Origin of the sequence: Methanocorpusculum bavaricum DSM 4179 (assembly GCF_000430905.1) — an archaeon.
GTDB lineage: Archaea > Halobacteriota > Methanomicrobia > Methanomicrobiales > Methanocorpusculaceae > Methanocorpusculum > Methanocorpusculum parvum.
In genome coordinates, this window is record NZ_AUMX01000015.1 from 16,636 (window position 1) to 35,196 (window position 18,561).

Annotated in this window: 12 protein-coding genes and 2 tRNA genes; 9 read left to right on the forward strand and 5 right to left on the reverse strand. The window is 51.0% G+C overall.

What is annotated here, in order from left to right:
* Positions 1–12 precede the first annotated feature (12 nt).
* Positions 13–2,028, forward strand: a complete 2,016-nt coding sequence (locus H575_RS05470; RefSeq protein WP_042699152.1) for a PINc/VapC family ATPase — start codon at positions 13–15, stop codon at positions 2,026–2,028.
* A gap of 20 nt (positions 2,029–2,048) precedes the next feature.
* Positions 2,049–4,847: a leucine--tRNA ligase gene (leuS, locus tag H575_RS05475; RefSeq protein ID WP_081406680.1), complete on the forward strand. Its 2,799-nt coding sequence runs from the start codon at positions 2,049–2,051 to the stop codon at positions 4,845–4,847.
* 78 nt (positions 4,848–4,925) lie between these two features.
* On the opposite strand, the gene H575_RS05480 is transcribed toward leuS, so the two are convergent.
* Entirely contained in the window at positions 4,926–5,270 is a 345-nt protein-coding gene (locus tag H575_RS05480) for a DUF5611 family protein (RefSeq protein ID WP_042699155.1), read from the reverse strand.
* 135 nt (positions 5,271–5,405) lie between these two features.
* Between H575_RS05480 and H575_RS05485 the strand changes: the two genes are divergently transcribed.
* The 3 genes from H575_RS05485 to H575_RS05495 all read left to right on the forward strand — a co-directional run bounded on the left by H575_RS05485 (position 5,406) and on the right by H575_RS05495 (position 7,465).
* A complete protein-coding gene (locus H575_RS05485; protein WP_052319980.1) occupies positions 5,406–6,194 on the forward strand; it encodes a proteasome assembly chaperone family protein in 789 nt (262 codons plus the stop codon).
* 126 nt (positions 6,195–6,320) lie between these two features.
* Positions 6,321–6,395 (forward strand) — tRNA-Arg (locus H575_RS05490).
* A 227-nt stretch (positions 6,396–6,622) separates the two neighbouring features.
* Positions 6,623–7,465 carry a hypothetical protein gene (locus tag H575_RS05495; protein ID WP_042699158.1) on the forward strand — a complete coding sequence of 281 codons (843 nt, stop codon included), beginning with the start codon at positions 6,623–6,625 and terminating at the stop codon, positions 7,463–7,465.
* On the opposite strand, the gene H575_RS05500 is transcribed toward H575_RS05495, so the two are convergent.
* Positions 7,452–8,564, reverse strand: a complete 1,113-nt coding sequence (locus tag H575_RS05500) for an OBG GTPase family GTP-binding protein (RefSeq protein ID WP_042699161.1) — start codon at positions 8,562–8,564, stop codon at positions 7,452–7,454. The genes H575_RS05495 and H575_RS05500 overlap by 14 nt on opposite strands.
* Positions 8,565–8,698: 134 nt before the next feature.
* Here H575_RS05500 and H575_RS05505 point away from each other — a divergent pair.
* The 4 genes from H575_RS05505 to cbiQ all read left to right on the forward strand — a co-directional run bounded on the left by H575_RS05505 (position 8,699) and on the right by cbiQ (position 11,940).
* Positions 8,699–8,771, forward strand: a tRNA-Glu gene (locus H575_RS05505).
* A gap of 142 nt (positions 8,772–8,913) precedes the next feature.
* Positions 8,914–10,059, forward strand: coding sequence for an NAD(P)/FAD-dependent oxidoreductase (locus H575_RS05510; RefSeq protein ID WP_042699165.1), 1,146 nt, complete (start codon positions 8,914–8,916; stop codon positions 10,057–10,059).
* A gap of 106 nt (positions 10,060–10,165) precedes the next feature.
* Entirely contained in the window at positions 10,166–11,098 is a 933-nt protein-coding gene (locus tag H575_RS05515; RefSeq protein ID WP_042699168.1) for an ATP-binding cassette domain-containing protein, read from the forward strand.
* Positions 11,095–11,940: a cobalt ECF transporter T component CbiQ gene (gene cbiQ / locus H575_RS05520; protein ID WP_042699171.1), complete on the forward strand. Its 846-nt coding sequence runs from the start codon at positions 11,095–11,097 to the stop codon at positions 11,938–11,940. Before H575_RS05515 ends, cbiQ begins: the two co-directional genes overlap by 4 nt.
* A gap of 582 nt (positions 11,941–12,522) precedes the next feature.
* Here the strand turns inward: cbiQ and H575_RS05525 are convergent.
* From H575_RS05525 to H575_RS05535, 3 genes are all read right to left on the reverse strand, one after another.
* Entirely contained in the window at positions 12,523–14,274 is a 1,752-nt protein-coding gene (locus H575_RS05525; RefSeq protein ID WP_042699174.1) for a formylmethanofuran dehydrogenase subunit B, read from the reverse strand.
* A 63-nt stretch (positions 14,275–14,337) separates the two neighbouring features.
* On the reverse strand, positions 14,338–15,597 hold the full coding sequence (locus H575_RS09620; RefSeq protein ID WP_042699177.1) for a 2-hydroxyacyl-CoA dehydratase: 1,260 nt from the start codon (positions 15,595–15,597) through the stop codon (positions 14,338–14,340).
* Position 15,598: 1 nt separating this feature from the next.
* Positions 15,599–18,544 (reverse strand): acyl-CoA dehydratase activase, encoded by a 2,946-nt coding sequence (locus H575_RS05535; protein ID WP_042699180.1) that lies wholly within the window; start codon positions 18,542–18,544, stop codon positions 15,599–15,601.
* Positions 18,545–18,561: the final 17 nt, after the last annotated feature.

Sequence of the window (18,561 nt, forward strand, 5' to 3'; positions counted from 1 at the left end):
GTTGAATATTTTATGATACTCGTACCTGATACCAGCGTCGTTATCGACGGCCGCGTTACCGCCCTGATCGAGAAAGGGGAATACCGTGACGCAACGATAATAATACCTGAAGCAGTCTTTGCCGAACTCGAGGCACAGGCGAATCAGGGCAGAGAAATAGGTTTTTCCGGCCTCGCCGAGCTGCAGAAACTTTGCGTTCTTGCCAAACAGGGCAGGATCACCCTACAATATGTCGGTGAACGACCCCGACTCGAGCAGGTGAAATTGGCAGGAGGGGGTGAGATCGACTCAATGATCCGGGCAGTTGCCATCGAACATGGAGCCACGTTCCTTACAAGCGACTATGTGCAGGCAGAAGTTGCCCGCGCAAAAGGACTTGACGTCATTTATCTGAAGTCTGAAACGACCGACAATTTTGCTCCGCTCCAGATCGATGAATTCTTTGATGAAAACACCTTTGCCGTCTATCTCAAGGAGCGTGTGGCTCCCTGCGCCCGGAAAGGAACGATCAAAGAATCCCGGCTTGTGCAGATCAGGGAGGCGCCCGCTACTGAGTATGAGCTTCGTGCTATCGCTCAGGAATGCCTTGAACGCGCAAAACGTCACCCTGACGGATTTGTCGAGGTCGAGATGCCGGGAGTTACGGTTTCCCAGATCGGTTCTATGCGGATCACCACCACGCGTCCGCCGTTCTCAGACGGGATCGAGGTCACAGTCGTCAGGCCGACGCGTGAGGTCTCCTTCGAATCATACAACTTTGCAGCTGCCTTAAAAGACCGGTTAAAGGAGGGGGCAGGAGGGATGCTCATCGTCGGCACCCCGGGTTCAGGGAAATCCACGCTTGAGCAGAACATAGCGATCTATCTTGGAAGTCAGAACTTCATCGTCAAGACGATCGAGTCCCCGCGTGATCTGATGGTCCCGGACAATATCACTCAGTATACAGCTCTTGACGGCAGTATCGCAGCGACCGGCGAAGTGCTGACCCTGCTGCGTCCCGATTACGTCATCTTTGATGAAATGCGGAGAAGTGAGGAGCTTTCGGTCTTTGCAGACCTCCGTCTGTCCGGCATCAAAGTGATCGGCGGACTCCACGCGAAGTCGGCTCTTGATGCAATGATCCGCCTTGCAAGCCTCGTCGACCTTAATCTGATCCCGCAGATCGTCGCCACGATGGTTTTTGTGAAAACCGGCGACATCTCAGAAATATATAACGTGTCATCAGGATTCGGCGTGCCAAAAGCGCTTGAGCAGATCGGTGATCCGCAGATCCGGCCCATTGTCAGACTGACCAACATCATTACTCAGGAAACTGCCGCCGAAGCCTTCAGATATGAAGGCGAGGTCATGGTCACGCCGGCAGCAGGACTTCCCAAAGCAACGCCGGTCGTTGTTCCAAAATCAGCTCCAGCCCCGGTCTCTGCACCGGCTCCGGCACCAAAAACTCCAGCTCCGGCGCCGGTCACATCTGAACCGACGGCTCAGGAAGAGCGCTCCGCTCCTCCGGTCCACAGCATGCCAACCTACGAAGTCACCGATGACAATCCTGCATGGGTCGTTTTGGAAAAAGAGATCCAGAATGAGATCCGCCGGTTCACCGAAGGAGATATCGTTGTCCGCATGATCACCGACACCAAAGCCGCCGTCTATATCGAGGATGCGGATGTACCTGCCGCCATTGGAAAAGCAGGGAAAAACATCGCGGCGGTCGTCAGCAAAGTCGGCGTTGGAATCGATGTCCGCCCACTAAGCGACCTTCCGGGACGGGAGGTCCTCATCAATGATGTCCCGGCGCCCGTTAGCGGATCAGCCGGATTTAAGATCAAGAGCGAGAAAAAACAGCTGTCCATCATATGTCCGGATTATGCAGGTAAAATCGTAGACCTTTTCTCAGGAAAAGAGTACCTGTTTACCGCAACAGTTGATGATTACGGTGAAATCCATCTCGCACGAAACTCAAGTATCGCTATGGAAATGATACGGCGCTACGGTGCCGATGAGGAACTGAAGATCCGTCCCGTCGATTAACACAATAGGTGAAAACAACAATGGCAAATACCCTGGCAATGACCGAAATTGAACCGGAGATCCGCAACGAGTGGATACCGGCATTCGAATCAAATCCTGATGAAACGAAAGACAAGCTGTACGTAAACGTGGCATTCCCCTATCCGAGCGGCGCAATGCATGTGGGTCACGGGAGGACATACATCATCCCCGACGTGGTTGCCCGCTTCTGGAGAATGCAGGGAAAACAGGTGCTTTTCCCGATGGCGTTCCATGTTACCGGGGCTCCGGTTCTCGGCATCGCAAAACGCATCGCGAATAAAGATCAAAAAACGCTCAAGCTCTACGGCGAACTCTACCGGGTCCCAAAGGAAACTCTTGCGAACTTCACCGACCCGATCACGATCGTGAATTACTTCGCTGATGAATATGAACGGGTGATGAAACAGCTCGGGCTTTCCATCGACTGGAGACGCCGGTTCACGACCATCATCCCCCAATACAGCAAATTCATCGAATGGCAGTACACGCATATCTACGGGCAGGGAAAAGTGCAGAAGGGAGAGTATCCGGTCAGATACTGTCCTGCATGTGATCAGCCTGTCGGTGATCATGATCTTCTTGAGGGCGAATCCGCTGAGATCATGCACTTTGTGTTTGTGATGTATCAGTTCGGCGAGTTCCAGATCCCGTGCGCCACCCTTCGTCCGGAGACCATCTTCGGCGTAACAAATCTCTGGGCAAATCCAGAAACCACGTATGTAAAAGCTGAAGTCGACGGTCAGAAATGGATCATCAGCACGGAAGCAGCGGAAAAACTCCGGATGCAGAAACACATCGTTGTCGAACTCTCGACGCTTCAGGGAACCGAACTCATCGACAAGACCGCAAAGAATCCCTATACCGGTGCCGATGTTCCGATCCTTCCCGCTTCCTTCGTAGACCCGGACATGGGATCCGGTCTTGTAATGAGCGTTCCGGCCCACGCGCCGTTCGATTATATCGCTCTTCGTGATCTTCAGGAAAAAGGAAAGTATACAGATATCAAAGCGATCCCTCTGGTCACCGTTCCAAACTTTGGAACGGTCCCGGCACAGGACATCGTCGAAAAGAACAAGATCCCCAACCAGGATGATCCGCGGATGGACGATCTCACGCAGGAGCTTTACACCGCCGAGTTCTCGAAAGGAAAACTCAACGATAACTGCGGTATCCATGCAGGAAAATCCGTTCGTCAGGCGCGTGAAGATGTGACCCGCGAGTTTACTGAAGAGCGCGGTTCGATCATTTTCCATGAGATGAGTCAAAAACGCGTGATCTGCCGCTGCGGCGGGCGCGTGTATGTCAAGATCCTGGATGATCAGTGGTTCCTGAACTACGGCGATCAGGCCTGGAAAGCTCAGGTCCACGAACAGCTTCCGAAGGTTGAACTTGTTCCGGCCGAAGTTCGCGCCGAGTTCGAGCGGACGATCGACTGGCTCAAAGAGTGGCCGTGTTCCCGCCGTGTCGGTCTCGGGACGCATGTTCCGTGGGATCCGAAGTGGCTGTTTGAACCCCTCTCGGACTCGACCGTCTATATGGCGTATTACACCATCGCCCATAAGATTTCGACAATACCGTCCGAAAAACTGACGCCGGCCGTCTTTGATTTCATCTTCCTTGGAAAAGGCGATCCGACAACCATGCCGGTCGATCAGGCTACGCTGCATGAACTCCGTTCCGAGTTCCTGTACTGGTATCCGTATGATTACCGGTTCAGTGCAAAGGATCTGATCTCCAATCACCTGACCTTCCAGCTCTTCCATCACAAGGCGATCTTCCCTGACAACCTCCAGCCAAAAGGCATGGTCGTTTTCGGGATGGGCCTTTTAAACGGGATGAAAATGTCCTCCTCAAAAGGAAACGTCTTCCTCTTGGAGGATGCGGCAAACGAGTTCGGAGCAGATACGGTTCGTATGTTCCTTGTCGGCTCTGCCGAACCCTGGCAGGACTTTGACTGGAGAAATGAACTTGTTCTCTCGGTCAAGAAACAGATCGAACGGATGTGGCAGATCATTCTGGATTCCTCCGATGCATCCGGGACCACGCCGATCGATGCATGGCTCGTATCCCGTATGCAGCAGAGGATCGCAGCGGCTACCAAATGTCTGTGCGCCTTCCAGACCAGACAGGCCCTCCAGGAAGCCTATAACGGCGTTGTTTCGGATCTGGCATGGTACCGCAGACGGCTGCCGGAAGGTTCATCGGGCGGCGCAGTCCAGATGGAGATCATGTCCGCATGGATCCGTCTGATGGCCCCGGTCATCCCGTACACTGCCGAGAAACTCTGGAGAGAGACCGGTCATCCAGGTCTTGTCTCATTTGCAGAATGGCCGGTCGCTGATGAGTCAAAGATCAACAAATCCGTGGAGATCTCCGAGTCACTTATTCAAAGAACGCTGGAAGACATCCAGTCGATCTTAAAACTTGTGCAGATCGAGGCGGTCAAAGTTACCCTCTTCATCGCTCCGCAGTGGAAGCGTCATCTCTTCTCCATCGTCGCCGGTGCCGAAGACAAGAGAAATGTGATAAAAACCGTCATGGCTGACGAGTCACTCCGTGCAAAAGGAAAAGAGGCAACTGAAGCTTCTCTCCAGACAGTAAAGCTGATCCACTCCCTGTCCCCGGAACTGGTTTCTGCTATTGCAGACGGTGTTGATGAGACCGCTATCTTCCAGGCAGCTTCCGCATTCATCGAAAAGGAATGCAGACTCGCAGTTGAGATCGTTTCAGCAGAGGGAAGCGCCCACCCGAAAGCAAAATCGGCGTTGCCGTTCAAACCGGCACTTGTTATTGAGTGAGTATTCACTCAAATATTTCTTTTTTTAAAAAATATGGGTAAGGAGCCGGGCTCCTGAAAAGAGATGGATTATAGGTTCTTACTCTTCCTTCTCAGCCGCTTTCTTTGCCCGTTTGACCCGTTCCTTTGTGGTGAAACAGGTGACGAAATCAAGATACAGCCTGAATTTCTTATTTGTATCCAGAATGATAGGATCTGCCTGTTCATCCGGCATTGAAAGAACTGCAGCATCCGTTTCTGTATCGACCATTAATGTCTTGTTCTTCTCGCCCGCCCAGACCTCAAGACGTGACATGCTTCCGTAGGAGATCGTATAATGCCCGTCTTTTACTATCGGTTTGACGCCGAAAATATCCGAGAATCCGGCTTTGATCCTTTCTTCGAGGGTGCTTGTGTTTCCTCGCTTGACTTCATACTCCTGCATACCATATAGTATGGTCGGCCATTCTAAAATTAGTTGCTTTCCAGTACGGTTTTGTTTTGGATCATCTGCGGACAACCGATATCTGATCTTCGGCTCTATCCGAAGTATTATCCCTCTAAAAAGAGACTAAATTGTATGGAAAAAAGTTCACAAGCCAGTGACGGCGGCACAAGATGTGCGGTTAACGCCTTTCAGGCAGGTGATGCCCCGCTCGTCCGTGTATCGGCGGAGATCCCCTCGTCCAAAGAGACCGTCCTCGTCGCAGGATTTCCCGGATCCGGTCTTGTCGGGAGCATAGCAGTTCAATATCTTGTGGAATCCTTAGCCTTCACCCATATAGGCAATATTGTCAGCCCTCTCCTTCCAGCCGGTTCCCTTGCGACATCGGGACTTGCCCAGGCTCCTTTTCGTCTCTATGAAAAAGGGAATATGCTTGTTGTCCTCTCTGACGTGCCGATATCGGATGAAGGGTCCTGTGTGATACCCGCCAAACTGCTTGAGTGGCTTTGCGCCCGTACAGTTGTTACCGAGATCATTCTCGTCGGCGGCGTGGTCACGGGAGGCGACGGTGAACGCGTGTTTGGTGTTGCAACAACGACGGAAGGTGTTGAAAAAATCAAATCACACTGTCTGATCCTTCCTGCTCTCAATATCACCGGGATCACCGGCGGGTTTTTGACGGAAGCCTGTATGCGAAAGATACCGGCCACAGGTTTTCTTGTTGAAACGAACTTTGATGTCGATTCCCGCGCCTCGGCGGCAGGTCTTTCCGTGATCAGCGGGATTTACGGACTTGGACTAGACACCGCGCCGCTTATTGCACAAGCCGACTCAATCGAACCCATGCTTCAGAAGCTGGCTGAGGACGTGAAAAAAAGTGATGTGCCGCCAACTTCATATGATGAAGATGTAATGTACGGATAATCCGAATTCTCTTCATCTTTTCTCTCATGGCTGAATTTTGAGAATGAAAGGAGGGGTTTCTCACCCCGGCATCTAAGGAAGAGTTTATCTTGATGAAAAACGAATAGGTTAAGGCGTTACAAACGTGGGCTTGTGGCTTAGCCAGGATATAGCGTCGGGCTTCTAACCCGAATGTCGGGGGTTCGAATCCCTCCAGGCCCGTATAACGCTTTTTTTGGAGATTTTGACCAACATCTTTATATCATTATAAAACTATTTATTTTTGTAAGACAGTTTACGGAGGTGAACTGCCAAAAAACGTGAAAAAGCTGCAAGGGTTGTGCTCAACTTCATAGAATATGTGAAGTGAAAGGATGTTGTTCGAATAAATCTGTTTTGTTCCCGCTGGGAATTCTTTATCACGTTAATCCGCGTACATTACTGTATCCATGTCTTTAGAGGATACGTCCCGGAATCACTTTGCATCAATCGAATCTCTGCTGGATGAGGCAGAAAGATATTGTGATCAAGGAAATACCCCTGCTGCACTTTCCTCTCTTGAGACGGCCGTATCAAAGCTTTGCAGCACAGGATCGGGCATACTGTCCGACATACCGGAAACGGATGTGGCGGCGCTTGACGGACATCTGGCGACTGTTCTGCGGCGGCTTGCAGAAAGAGCGGACCTTCTTCCGGAGAATTTTGCGACAATACTAAGTATTACCGGGATTCCTGCATCTCTTGGTGATGAGTTCGCGGACAAGTCTGCTGATCCGCTTTCGGCCGAGGAGATCGTGGAAGCCCTTAAGCTGATCTATACCGCGCCGGATGAAATGCCAAAGGATCCGGAAAATGACATCTCTCTTCTGAAAATCCTGATCGATCTCCTGAATGGACAAAAAACAGTATCGGAAGTGATATTTTCGGATAACGGAGCGTATGATATGCTTGCGGATGCCGCATCGCCGTATCTTGTCACCGGAGCAGTTTATCTCTCAGGTGACGGGGAAGACACCGGGGAGAAGATCCAAAAGATGATGGAAGGACCGATCAAGCGCCTGGTCAGGCTGCTGTTCTCCCTGCTGACCTCTGCATTCATCTCGGGCCTTCTGCTTCTAATCGTCCGGCGGATACTTGCTGTGAGAAAGATGAGACCCGGTTTTGTAGAGAACGCAGCTTTTGCCGCCTCCGTTTTTTCGCTTACAGCAGTCAACATTCCGGTGATGCTGGAAGGATTACGGGCAGCGGCACATGAACTGAAGGAACTGAGTGCGCTGATCACAACTTCGTAACGATCGTTACGACATCATTATCCTCGACCACATGCTTCAGACCGACTTTGGCTGCGTCATGCTTGACTGAGGTCCCCCATATTTTTGCATACCTGAACTGGTCGACGAAATCACGGTGGAGCCGGTGGCAGATATCTTCGATGGTACTTCCTTTACGCATGATCATCGGCTCTTCCATGTCCGCATCTTCGCCGTAGGGCTTCATGTAGATCCTGACGAACCCAAGGTGTTCATAGATCGCATCCTGCAACTCCGGGATATGATACCCTTTATGTGCGGAGATCATGATGGGGTCGACACCATATTTCTCCCGCATATGCTCTTCGACTTCTTTGCGCTGTTCCTCACTGATCAGATCAACTTTGTTGATGGCAATGAATGCAGGAATGTAGAGCCTGTTTCCCTGCATCGCATCCACGAGGTCATCCTGGGTTATATTACTGCCGCGGATCAGGACATCAGCATTCATGATTTTATTCTCGGCAAGAATCGCGCGGACTTCCTCAAGCCCAAGTTTTACGGCACCCACCCTGTTCAGCCGGATACCCCCTCCGCCGGTCTTTTTGATCGTGATATCCGGTTTGGGTCTGTTGATCCTGATACCTGAATCGTAAAGTTCCTGCATCAGAACATCCACATGGACTGCGTTGAACACATCCCCCAGGATCACGATAAGATCGGCCGTTCGAACGACTGCGATGACTTCCTTTCCCCTGCCTTTTCCCATCGCGGCGCCGGCGATCAGTCCGGGAATATCAAGAATCTGGATTTTTGCGCCTTTGTATTCCATCAATCCGGGAACTACGGTAAGTGTGGTGAAAGCATAGGCCGCGGTTTCACTCTGCGCTCCGGTAAGCTTATTCAGGAGGGTCGATTTACCAACGGATGGAAACCCGACCAGAACGATGGTCCCATCCCCTGATTTTTTAACCGCGAACCCTTCTCCCCCGCCTACGGACTTAATTGCCCGCATGATCATGTCGTCTTTAATTTTTGCGAGTTTCGCTTTCAGACGCCCAATGTGCTGCGAGGTTGCTTTGTTGTATTTGGTATTTTTTATTTCGTCCTCAATTGCACGAATTTCTTCTTCGAGTCCCATAGTGTCTATATTTATTGGTACTCGGATATGATGAAGATATGCAGACGTATTATTTCAGAATCTCTCAGGATGGCGCCTCACACTTCGTCAGCTATAAATATTCATGATGTCTATCTTATTACGCACTTTTGTCTGCTGATATAGTGTAGTGGCCAATCATGCCGGCCTCTCACGCCGGCGACTGGGGTTCGAATCCCCATATCAGCACTGTTTATTTAACACCAAAAATCATTTTCCGCAATATTTTATCCTCGCAGGATCTTTCCGCGCATCTATCAATCGTCTCCACCCCAAACCTCTGCCCGAAGTCCCTCGTATTTTTATTTTTGTATGACCTACAGAATCATACGTGTCTGATGTCATCGTCATAGGGGGAGGACCGGCCGGATCGGCGGCTGCACGGATATGTGCCAAAGCCGGCTTGTCCACGCGGATCCTTGAAGAGCATGCTTCTTTAGGGTATCCTGTCCAGTGTGCCGGCCTCCTTTCGAATAATGCCTTTGCCGAGTGCGAAGTGTCGGACCGATCCGTGTATAATACGGTCCGCGGAGCAAAAATCTGCGGGTCAGAGGGACATTCCCTCTCCTTCGATGCAAAAATGACGAAGGCATATGTTGTCGACAGAGGCAGACTCGATCATGAGATGGGGATCTCAGCAGCAGAGGCCGGCGCGGAATTCTCTCTCAAGACCTGTGTGACCAGGATCAATCCGGGAAAAAAAATCATTCATACAGCCGGCGGGGAGGAGCTTCCGTATAACATTCTGATCGCGGCGGACGGTCCGCGGAGCGTTGCTGCCCGCAGTCTTGGGATCCCGCCGTCGCCCTTCATTTACTCAGGGATCCAGGCCGAAGTTCCATGGAACGGCGATCCTTCGCTCGTCGAACTTCATCCAAACGCCGCTCCCGAATTTTTTGCATGGGTCATCCCTATGTCTGAAAAAAGAGCACGGGTGGGTCTTTGCGGAATGAAAAATGTACCGGAACTTTTTACAGAATTCCTTTCACGTTTTCCCGGGAGCACCATCCACTCGGTAACGGGTACGATCCCAATCGGGATCAGACGCAAGACGTTTGGATCAGGATGCATGCTGATCGGGGATGCTGCCGGTTTTCCAAAACCGACATCAGGCGGCGGGGTATATACAGGCATCCGCTCTGCCCGGTTCGCAGCACAAACGGCGATAGAATCCTTCGAAGCGGGAGATACATCGGATGCTTTCCTTTCCAGATATGAATCACTCTGGCGTCAGGACTTCGGCAGAGAACTGGATATGGGGCTGAAAGCTCTTGAATTCCGCCGGAATCTGGATCCTCAGGACATCGATGCGCTGATCGATGCGCTGAACACCCCCGACAACCTTGATTTGATCACACGTTTCGGAGATATGGACAGACCTTCGGATCTTCTGAAACGTCTGGCGGCAAAACCATCCCTTTACGGAACATTTGGCAGACTCGGATTCAAAGGGATAGTGCGGTCATTCTTCGGGTAATGCGGATAGGAGTATTCGGGTGAATTGCCTGATGTGCTAATCACCCTCTCTCTGTAACACCAATGCTACCATCTTTATGTCCTTAAAGCATACATAATTCATTACAATGCACCTCATTGAAACCCGGGACCTCTGTTACTCATACAGCACATCCAAAGATCCGGTTCTGAGCAATATCAACTTCATTGCCGGCAGAAAACAGCGGATCGCCGTTCTTGGGCCGAACGGTGCAGGAAAAAGCACACTTTTTCGTCATTTCAACGGCATTCTCAAACCGAAATCCGGGTCAGTTCTCATTAGGGGGGAGCCCATTACCAAAGCAAACATCCATGAGGTGCGGAAGTTTGTCGGGCTCGTCTTTCAGAACCCGGATGACCAGGTCTTTTCAACAACGGTCGAACAGGATATTGCATTTGGTCCCTGCAATCTGGGATTGGACGAGGAGACCGTGGCACACCGTGTGGATTCTGTGGTTCAGATGCTCGGTCTTGAGGATCTGCGGAACAGGGCTCCCCATCACCTCTCAGGCGGCGAAAAAAAACGCGTAGCTATCGCCGGCGTTCTGGCAATGGAACCCCAGGTCCTTATTCTCGACGAACCGACAGCCGGTCTCGACCCCCAGGGTGTCAAAGAACTTTTCAGTTTCCTGAACACCCTTCCGGAGAAGTACGGGTTCACGGTTATCTACTCAACGCATCAGGTCGAGCTGGTTCCGGAGATGGCGGACTGTGTCTACGTCATGGAGAAAGGCGCGATCACCGGATACGGCACTCCTCAGGAGATATTTCTTCAGGACGCGCTGATCGAACGCGCCCATCTCGACCTTCCGGCACTTCCCAAACTCATCCGCGCGCTGCAGGCGCAGGGAGTCAGTATTGAATCAGCCTACACATATCAGGATGCTGAAGATTCCTTCATGAAAGCATTTGGGAAAGATCCGGTCCAAAGACCAAAGAAGGATCCCTCGCCTCTTTCTGAATTTGAATCCGTCTGCGGTCATCAGCACGTTCACCCCCACCCCCATCCGCACCAAAAATGACGCTCATCGATGAACTGTTTGATATTGAACATGAGGCTTACCGAAAAAGCCCGGTCCATTCACTGGATTCACGAGTCAAACTTATTCTTTGTCTGCTGGGCCTTCTGGTAACGGTTCTCCTGCCCTATGTCAGGATCGGCGATCAGATCATTCCCTGGCCTTTAGTGTTTGCCTTTGCTGTAATATATCTGCTCTTTGCCGGGCTCTATCTCCTGTCAGGGGCTTCGATCAGATATTATATCGTCCGGCTTGTTCTGATCATGCCGTTTGGGTTATTTTTTATCCTTCTCCAGCCGTTCTTCGCAAATCCTTACTATGACGTCTACCACGTCATATTCTCTCTTCCGTTTGGCGTGAATATATACTGGGAATCGCTGATCTTCGGCCTCTCACTCTTTGCCAAATTCGTCATCTCATTATCATTCATTATTCTTCTTTCAGCCACTACAACCATGCAGAGCATGCTTGAGGCGGCTTCACGTCTTCATGTTCCCCGACTCTTCATCACAGTAATGAGTTTGACTGTTCGATACATTTTTGTCTTCGCGTTGATTTTTCAGAAGATCCAGTCCGCATTTGCCTGCAAATGTTTCCGCTGGTCCGACCGCCGTCTCCCTCTGGGATACCGGCTGAACGTGATCGGAAATGCTGCCGGATCCTTGTTTCTTCGCGCAATGGATCAGGGCGAACGAACCTATGTTTCGATGTGCTGCCGCGGATATGCGGCCAACTCGGCCATGCACTTTCCAAGAAAACCTCTGGTTATTGCCGAGTGGATTTTTCTTCTGTTCGGGGCAGGATATATCGTTTTTTTCCCGGTGCTGGTATATCTCGTGTTTTAACGTGTGGATAACGTCTTGCAGAAGATTTCAAGCCCAAAAACAGCACTGCCGCACGCGCATGCAATTTGACTGTCATCATGTCCGCGCTCTTCCTTTTTTCATTCCGAACTTCCCAAATAAGGCGCTATTGAACGTATTTTGCAGAGAGTTTCCAAGCCTCTCACAAAACTATTTACAGTGACAAATCAACTAGAAAAATAGGAAGTTCCACAGGATTGAGGCGACGTGGGTTAACTTACACCGGGGAGCCGGATAGGGGGTCTGACCAGCCCCTGAATGCTGCAGTCACTGCGATAAACGAGGTGCCGGGAAGACGGAAAATCGTTTCGCCATGGAAACTTATCCATTGACAGGTAGCCAGACTATTTGCGTAATCACTCATTAAAAACCGAGGTGAAAACCACATGCAGAACAAACCTATGGCAGGCAAAAAGGACGCAGCACCTGTTAAATCAGACGCAGCCCCGAAAGCAGCCCCAGCACGCGACGCACCTTCAAAGAAAGGAAACCGCAAGTAATGCGGCCTCGTTTCTGAAGGAAAAAATAGTTGAACATACCCTTATGTGGAGCGGGCACCCCGTTTCACATAAGCTCGCCTGAATTAAGATCGTTTTCTGTCTGCTCTTTTTTGATTCTTCTGACTTCAGAGAGAATACGCTCTAGTATCTCCTTATCTGACGGGACAGATGAGTCGAGAATTTTTCTTACGTGAATGGGGATCCCGTCCATCCGGTATGCAGTACCTTCTGCATCGACTCCGATAACAGAGCCGGGAAGCTGGATCTTTGCAAAGGGCGTGGTCAAAGACACGTACGGATCAAGAACGATAGTATGTATTTTCCCCAGCCGTTCGATGCTTGTTCGCGGAAAGTGTGCGCCGATATCTGTAGAAACGACAAGACAGCAGTCAACTTCATTGCGTTCCAGGAGATCGATCCCGCTCGTTTCACCGGGATTGTAATACGCAATACCGCGTGAGTAGTCGATGGCAAACGGATATCCGGTTGTCAGTGAGAAGATATGGCAGGTTCCGTCAACATTCCAGTGACCTTTGAGTGGAGACAGGGCATATTTGGTGTGACGGCTCAGTTCATCGATGAGTTCTATACCGGCACGGACATTTTTGTATTTGCCTCTTGAATGAGTGAGACCGACACCGGTGAAGAAGATCCCAAACTGCGCACTTAGAAGGATGTCGCCAAGTCTGAGAAGCTGGCCCTTCTCGACCCCGCCGATTTCATCCGGAAGAATATCACCTTTTCCAGAAACGATTGCCCGAAGAGCGTTGAATATGGCAAAGTCGCTGCCCGGTTTTATTTTGAGAAAAACATCCGCCAGTTTTGCCGTCTCTGATTCGCGTATATCCACCACGATTATGGTCCGGTCCTCTCTCCCCTCTTTTCTGAAGTAGCCGGTCGTATAGGTAGTATAACGCGACATATGCCGCGGATGGGCTACCTGCGGATTGCACGCCCAGTAGACCACTACATCAGCTCTGTTTTTGACCTGACCAAGGGTGCATCCCGGATGACCCACCTCCTGGATCGCAAGGACCGTGGGTCCGTGGCACTCGGAAGAACAGTTGTCTATCACCCCGCCCACCTCTTCAGCAAGTTCGATCCCTACCTGCATTGCTTCGGCCGAGGTGCTGCTCCAGCCGTATAAAAGCGGCCTCTTTGCGCGGGCAAGGCAGAGAGCGGTTTTAGTTATCGCTTCATCATAATCAGTGTACCGCCAGGTATCCCCCTCACGGACAGCAGGGGACAGCAGCCGGCCGGCTGCTTTGAACTTCTCAGCAGAAAGCGTACATCCGTTTACGACTTCAGTCACCTTGCCGTTGGAAAAATGAATCTCCAGATCATCACATACGCATCCGCACATCGGACAGACAGCATGCTGGACGACGACCTCTCCGTCAGGACAGCCGGGAACTTTATCGGCAGTTGGAAGATCGAAGGGCACTCCGCCAAGCTCGGTCATAAGATCCGTAGCAGAGACAGAAGTATCTGTCGTGGATGAAACATCGACAGTTATCCCTTTAAAATCAGGCGCCCCGGTTGAATGGGTGTTTCCCGTCAGCAGCGCATTACAGTAAGGACCAAGCGGCATATAGATGATCCCTCTTGGCGTTTCAGGCGATTGGATAGCGGTAAAAACGACGGATGAGACCGGAGAAGACACGAGGACCGTCTCGCCATTTTCGATGTCAAGGTCCATCATGTCCATAGGATGCAGATAACAGACCGACGTACTCCTTGAGTAACACTCCGCCTCTTTGTGGTAGAGGGCTTTTCCTTGTTCGATCGTTCGGCCGCTGCTCATCAGCATTTTCATGACATTGTACCTCTCGTCTCTCTACTTTAAGTAGTCCCCTCTAGTTAATATATTCATTTGTGATTACCCGGATTTCGCGTTAGCCAGCATCAGTTTGATCCGGTTCTCCTGATTGATCCGTGTTGCCCCCGGATCATAATCGACAGCAACAATATTAGAATCCGGAAAATCGACTTTCAGTCTTCTCATCATGCCCTTCCCGACCACATGGTTCGGCAGACAGCCAAAAGGCTGCGTGCAGACAATGTTCGGAGTTCCCGAGTGGATCAGTTCCAGCATTTCGGCAGTGAGAAGCCAGCCCTCCCCCATTTTGTTTCCGTATCCGAGATATCCTTTGATGACGTTTTGCAAATCAGCAAACGTTCCCATCGCACGAAACGTACCTTCCTCTCTGATCACGCCGATCATGATCTTCTGACAGCTCTCGATGTATCTCTGGGCAACACCGATCGCGAATTTTTTCAGTCTGCTGCCGCCGTACAGATCCACGTCAACAGACCGGTTATTGAATTTGAACAGCATGAAGTCAGTAATGCCCGGAACGATGACTTCCACTCCTTCGTTGAGAAGGAAATCCTCCAGATTATTGTTTCCAAGCGGAGCATACTTGATATAGATCTCCCCGACGATCCCGACCCTGATCTTCTTTTCCGTGCTGCGCGGGATCGCTGCAAAGTCGCGGGTAATCTTTTCCATATATCGTTTCATCTGCCCGCGGCTCATACCCTTTCCATGAACGAAAAGGTCCACGAGATCATCGGTCCATCGTGAGATCAGGGTGTCGGTCGCTCCCTTCTCCAGCTCATAGGGTCTGCACTGATTTCCGAGATGGACCAGGAGATCCCCATACATCATACCATAGATCATCCGGCGGCCGACCGATACAGGGATCTTAAATCCGGGATTTTCCTCCAGACCGGAAAGGTTGATCGAGATCACCGGAATGTACTCGAGACCTGCTTTCTTCAGAGCTTTCCTGAGAAGATGAATATAGTTTGAGGCCCGGCAGCCGCCCCCGGTCTGGCTGATAAGGAGGGCCACTTTGTGGGGATCATATCTTCCGCTTTGGACCGCTTCGATCAGCTGACCAATGACAAGAAGGGCCGGATAACAGGTGTCATTGTGGACATACTTTAATCCGGTCTCCACGATTTTCCGGTCAGTTGAGGTGAGGATCTCGATCGTATATCCTTCGAGTTCGATGATCCTCTTCAAAAGATGGAACATCACCGGAAGCATCTGGGGCATGAGGATCGTGTATTCGCGCTTCATTTCCTCGGTGAAGAGGAGACGCCCGGTCTCATCATACATCAGTTCTGCCATATTATTTCCTCTCCCGCGCTTCTACTGCCGCGATCAGACTGCGGAGCCGGATCTTGACAGCGCCGAGATTCGTGATCTCGTCGATTTTGATCTGGGTATAGAGTTTTCCGCCGGCTTCAAGTATGTCTCTGGTCTCATCCGTCGTGATCGCATCGATCCCGCATCCGAATGAAACCAGCTGGATAAGTTCCATATCTGCCTGCGTGCAGACATATCTGGCGGCAGAGTAGAGTCTTGACTGATAGGTCCACTGATTCAGTACTTTTCTGGGTTGTTTTTCCACAAGATGGGAGATTGAGTCCTCGCTTATGAGCACAAATCCATAGGAAACGGCCAGTTCATCTATTCCGTGTCCGATCTCCGGATCTATATGATAGGGCCTGCCCGCCATAACAAGGATTTTATGGCCGTTAACTCTCGCGAACCTGATATATTCCTCGCCTTTTGCACGGATCTCGTCTTTATATTTCTCATAAGCCTCATACGCAGCAAGCGCCGCCGCCTTCGTTTCACGTTCCGGGATCCCGAACTCTTTTTTGAAGTAGGCGGCGGCCCGCTTGGCAAAATCTTTGGGTCTGTGCAGACCGAAGTAAGGATCCAAAAATCTGACGTTTGCTAACTCGGAGATGTTTGCTGCGAGAAGTTCCGGGTAGTAGGCGACGACCGGGCAGTTGAAGTGGTTGTCTCCCGCTCCTTCATCGAAGTTGTAAGGCAGACAGGGGTAGAAGATCGTGTCGACACCGTCATTTATCAGGGAGATAACATGACCGTGCATCAGTTTTGCCGGATAGCAGACCGTATCCGAAGGGATAGTGTGCTGCCCGAGCCGGTAGACGGCGCGGGATGATTCCGGCGACAGGATCACTTCAAATCCGAGTTTTGTAAAGAACGCATGCCAGAACGCAAGGTTCTCGAACATATTGAGTCCAAACGGCAGCCCGATCTTTCCGCGCGGTCCGGGAACACCGGTCAGAGAACGAAGCTTGTCATACTTCCACTTCGCCAGATTCGGCAGATCGTTTTTCTGTTTTCCAAGAGGTCTGCTGCATCTGTTTCCTGAGACGAACCTGCGTCCGTTATCGAAGGTGTTCACAGTAAGACTGCAGTGATTCGTACAAAGACCGCAGGTTATGGGGCGGGCTTTGTGAGTGAAACTTTCGAGCTGTTCCCGGGTAAGGAGGGCTGAATTTTTCAGCTCAGCATCCTTTGCAAACAGCGCTGCGCCATACGCTCCCGATATCCCGGCAATGACCGGCCGGGTGACCTCACGCTCGAGTTCCTGTTCAAAACTCCGGAGAACAGCATCGTTCTTGAACGTCCCTCCCTGAACGACGATATGTTTGCCCAGATCATCGGCGCTGGCTGCGCGGATAACTTTGTAGACGGCATTTTTCACGATAGAGATGGACAGTCCGGCCGATATCTCAGCGACCGTGGCTCCGTCACGCTGTGACTGTTTGACCGATGAATTCATGAAAACCGTGCATCGCGACCCGAGATTCACCGGATGCTGGACAAACAGACCGAGTCTGGAAAACTCCTCGATCTCGTAGCCGAGAGCGCGGGCAAACGTTTCGATAAACGAGCCGCATCCTGACGAACATGCTTCGTTGAGAAAAATACTGTCGACAGCCCCGTTTCGGATCTTGAAACACTTCATGTCCTGACCGCCGATATCAATGATGAAGTCCACGTCCGGGTTGAAGTGCCTGGCCGCACGGTAATGAGCTATCGTCTCAACAAGCCCGATGTCCATATCGAATGCGTTCCTGATGAGATCTTCGCCATATCCTGTTACAGCGCTTCCCCGTATTTTGATCCTGTCTTCTGCAAGACCATAGATCTTCTTCAGCTCTGCAAGCACGATACCGACAGGATTTCCCTGATTCGAGCCGTAGTACGAGTAGAGGATCCCGCAGTTTTCATCGATCAGAACAAGTTTGGTGGTAGTGCTCCCCGCATCCACCCCAAGCCATGCATCCCCTGAATACCGGGTTATGTCTGTCTTTGGCGGCTCATTGATGTTGTGCCGTCTTACGAATACGTCATACTCTTCCTGCGTGGTAAACAGCGGGGGCATGGGATTTGTGTGCGTCGTGTCATCGACGCTTTCTTCGATCCTCTTCTGGATGTCGGAAAGTTCGAAGATATCGTATCCGTCAGTCGAGAGGGCTGCTCCGAGGGCTGCGAAACAGTCGCCGTTTTCCGGAAAGACGGCATGGTTCTCGTCCAGATGAAGGGTCTCGGTGAATCGTGTTCTCAGTCCTTTAAAATAATACAGCGGTCCGCCGAGGAACACGACCGTCTCGCCCAGACTTCTTCCCTGCGTGAGGCCGGCGATCGTCTGGTCGACGACCGCCTGATAGATGGATGCCGCCACATCCTCTTTTCGTCCGCCCTGATTGAGGATCGGCTGGATGTCAGTTTTTGCAAAAACACCGCAGCGCGAAGCGATCGGATAGATCTTTTCGAAATGCTGTGAGAGTTCATCGAGTTCTTCGACGGTCACGTTCAGCAGTGTTGCCATCTGATCGATGAAGGCTCCCGTTCCGCCTGCGCAGCTCCCGTTCATCCGCTCTTCAAGGCTGCCCTTAAAGAAAATAATTTTTGCATCTTCTCCGCCGAGTTCGATGACGGAATCGGTTTTTGGAAAGTAGGTTTTAACCGCCTTTGCTGTGGCAAAAACCTCCTGGATAAACGGCAGCTCTGCTGATTTAGCAACACCAAGACCCGCGGAGCCCGTGATCAGGATCCTCGCCTTTCTTTCATCCAGAACATTTGCTGCTCTCTTCAGCAGTTCACCGGTTTTTTCCCTGACTTTGGAGAAGTGACGTTCATAAGCCCGATAAAGTATGGTATCTGTTTCGTCCAGCACGATGACTTTGACGGTGGTCGAGCCGATGTCGATGCCGATTTTTACTATCGAGATGTTTACAGGCTCCGTCATTTATGGAAACAGTATTG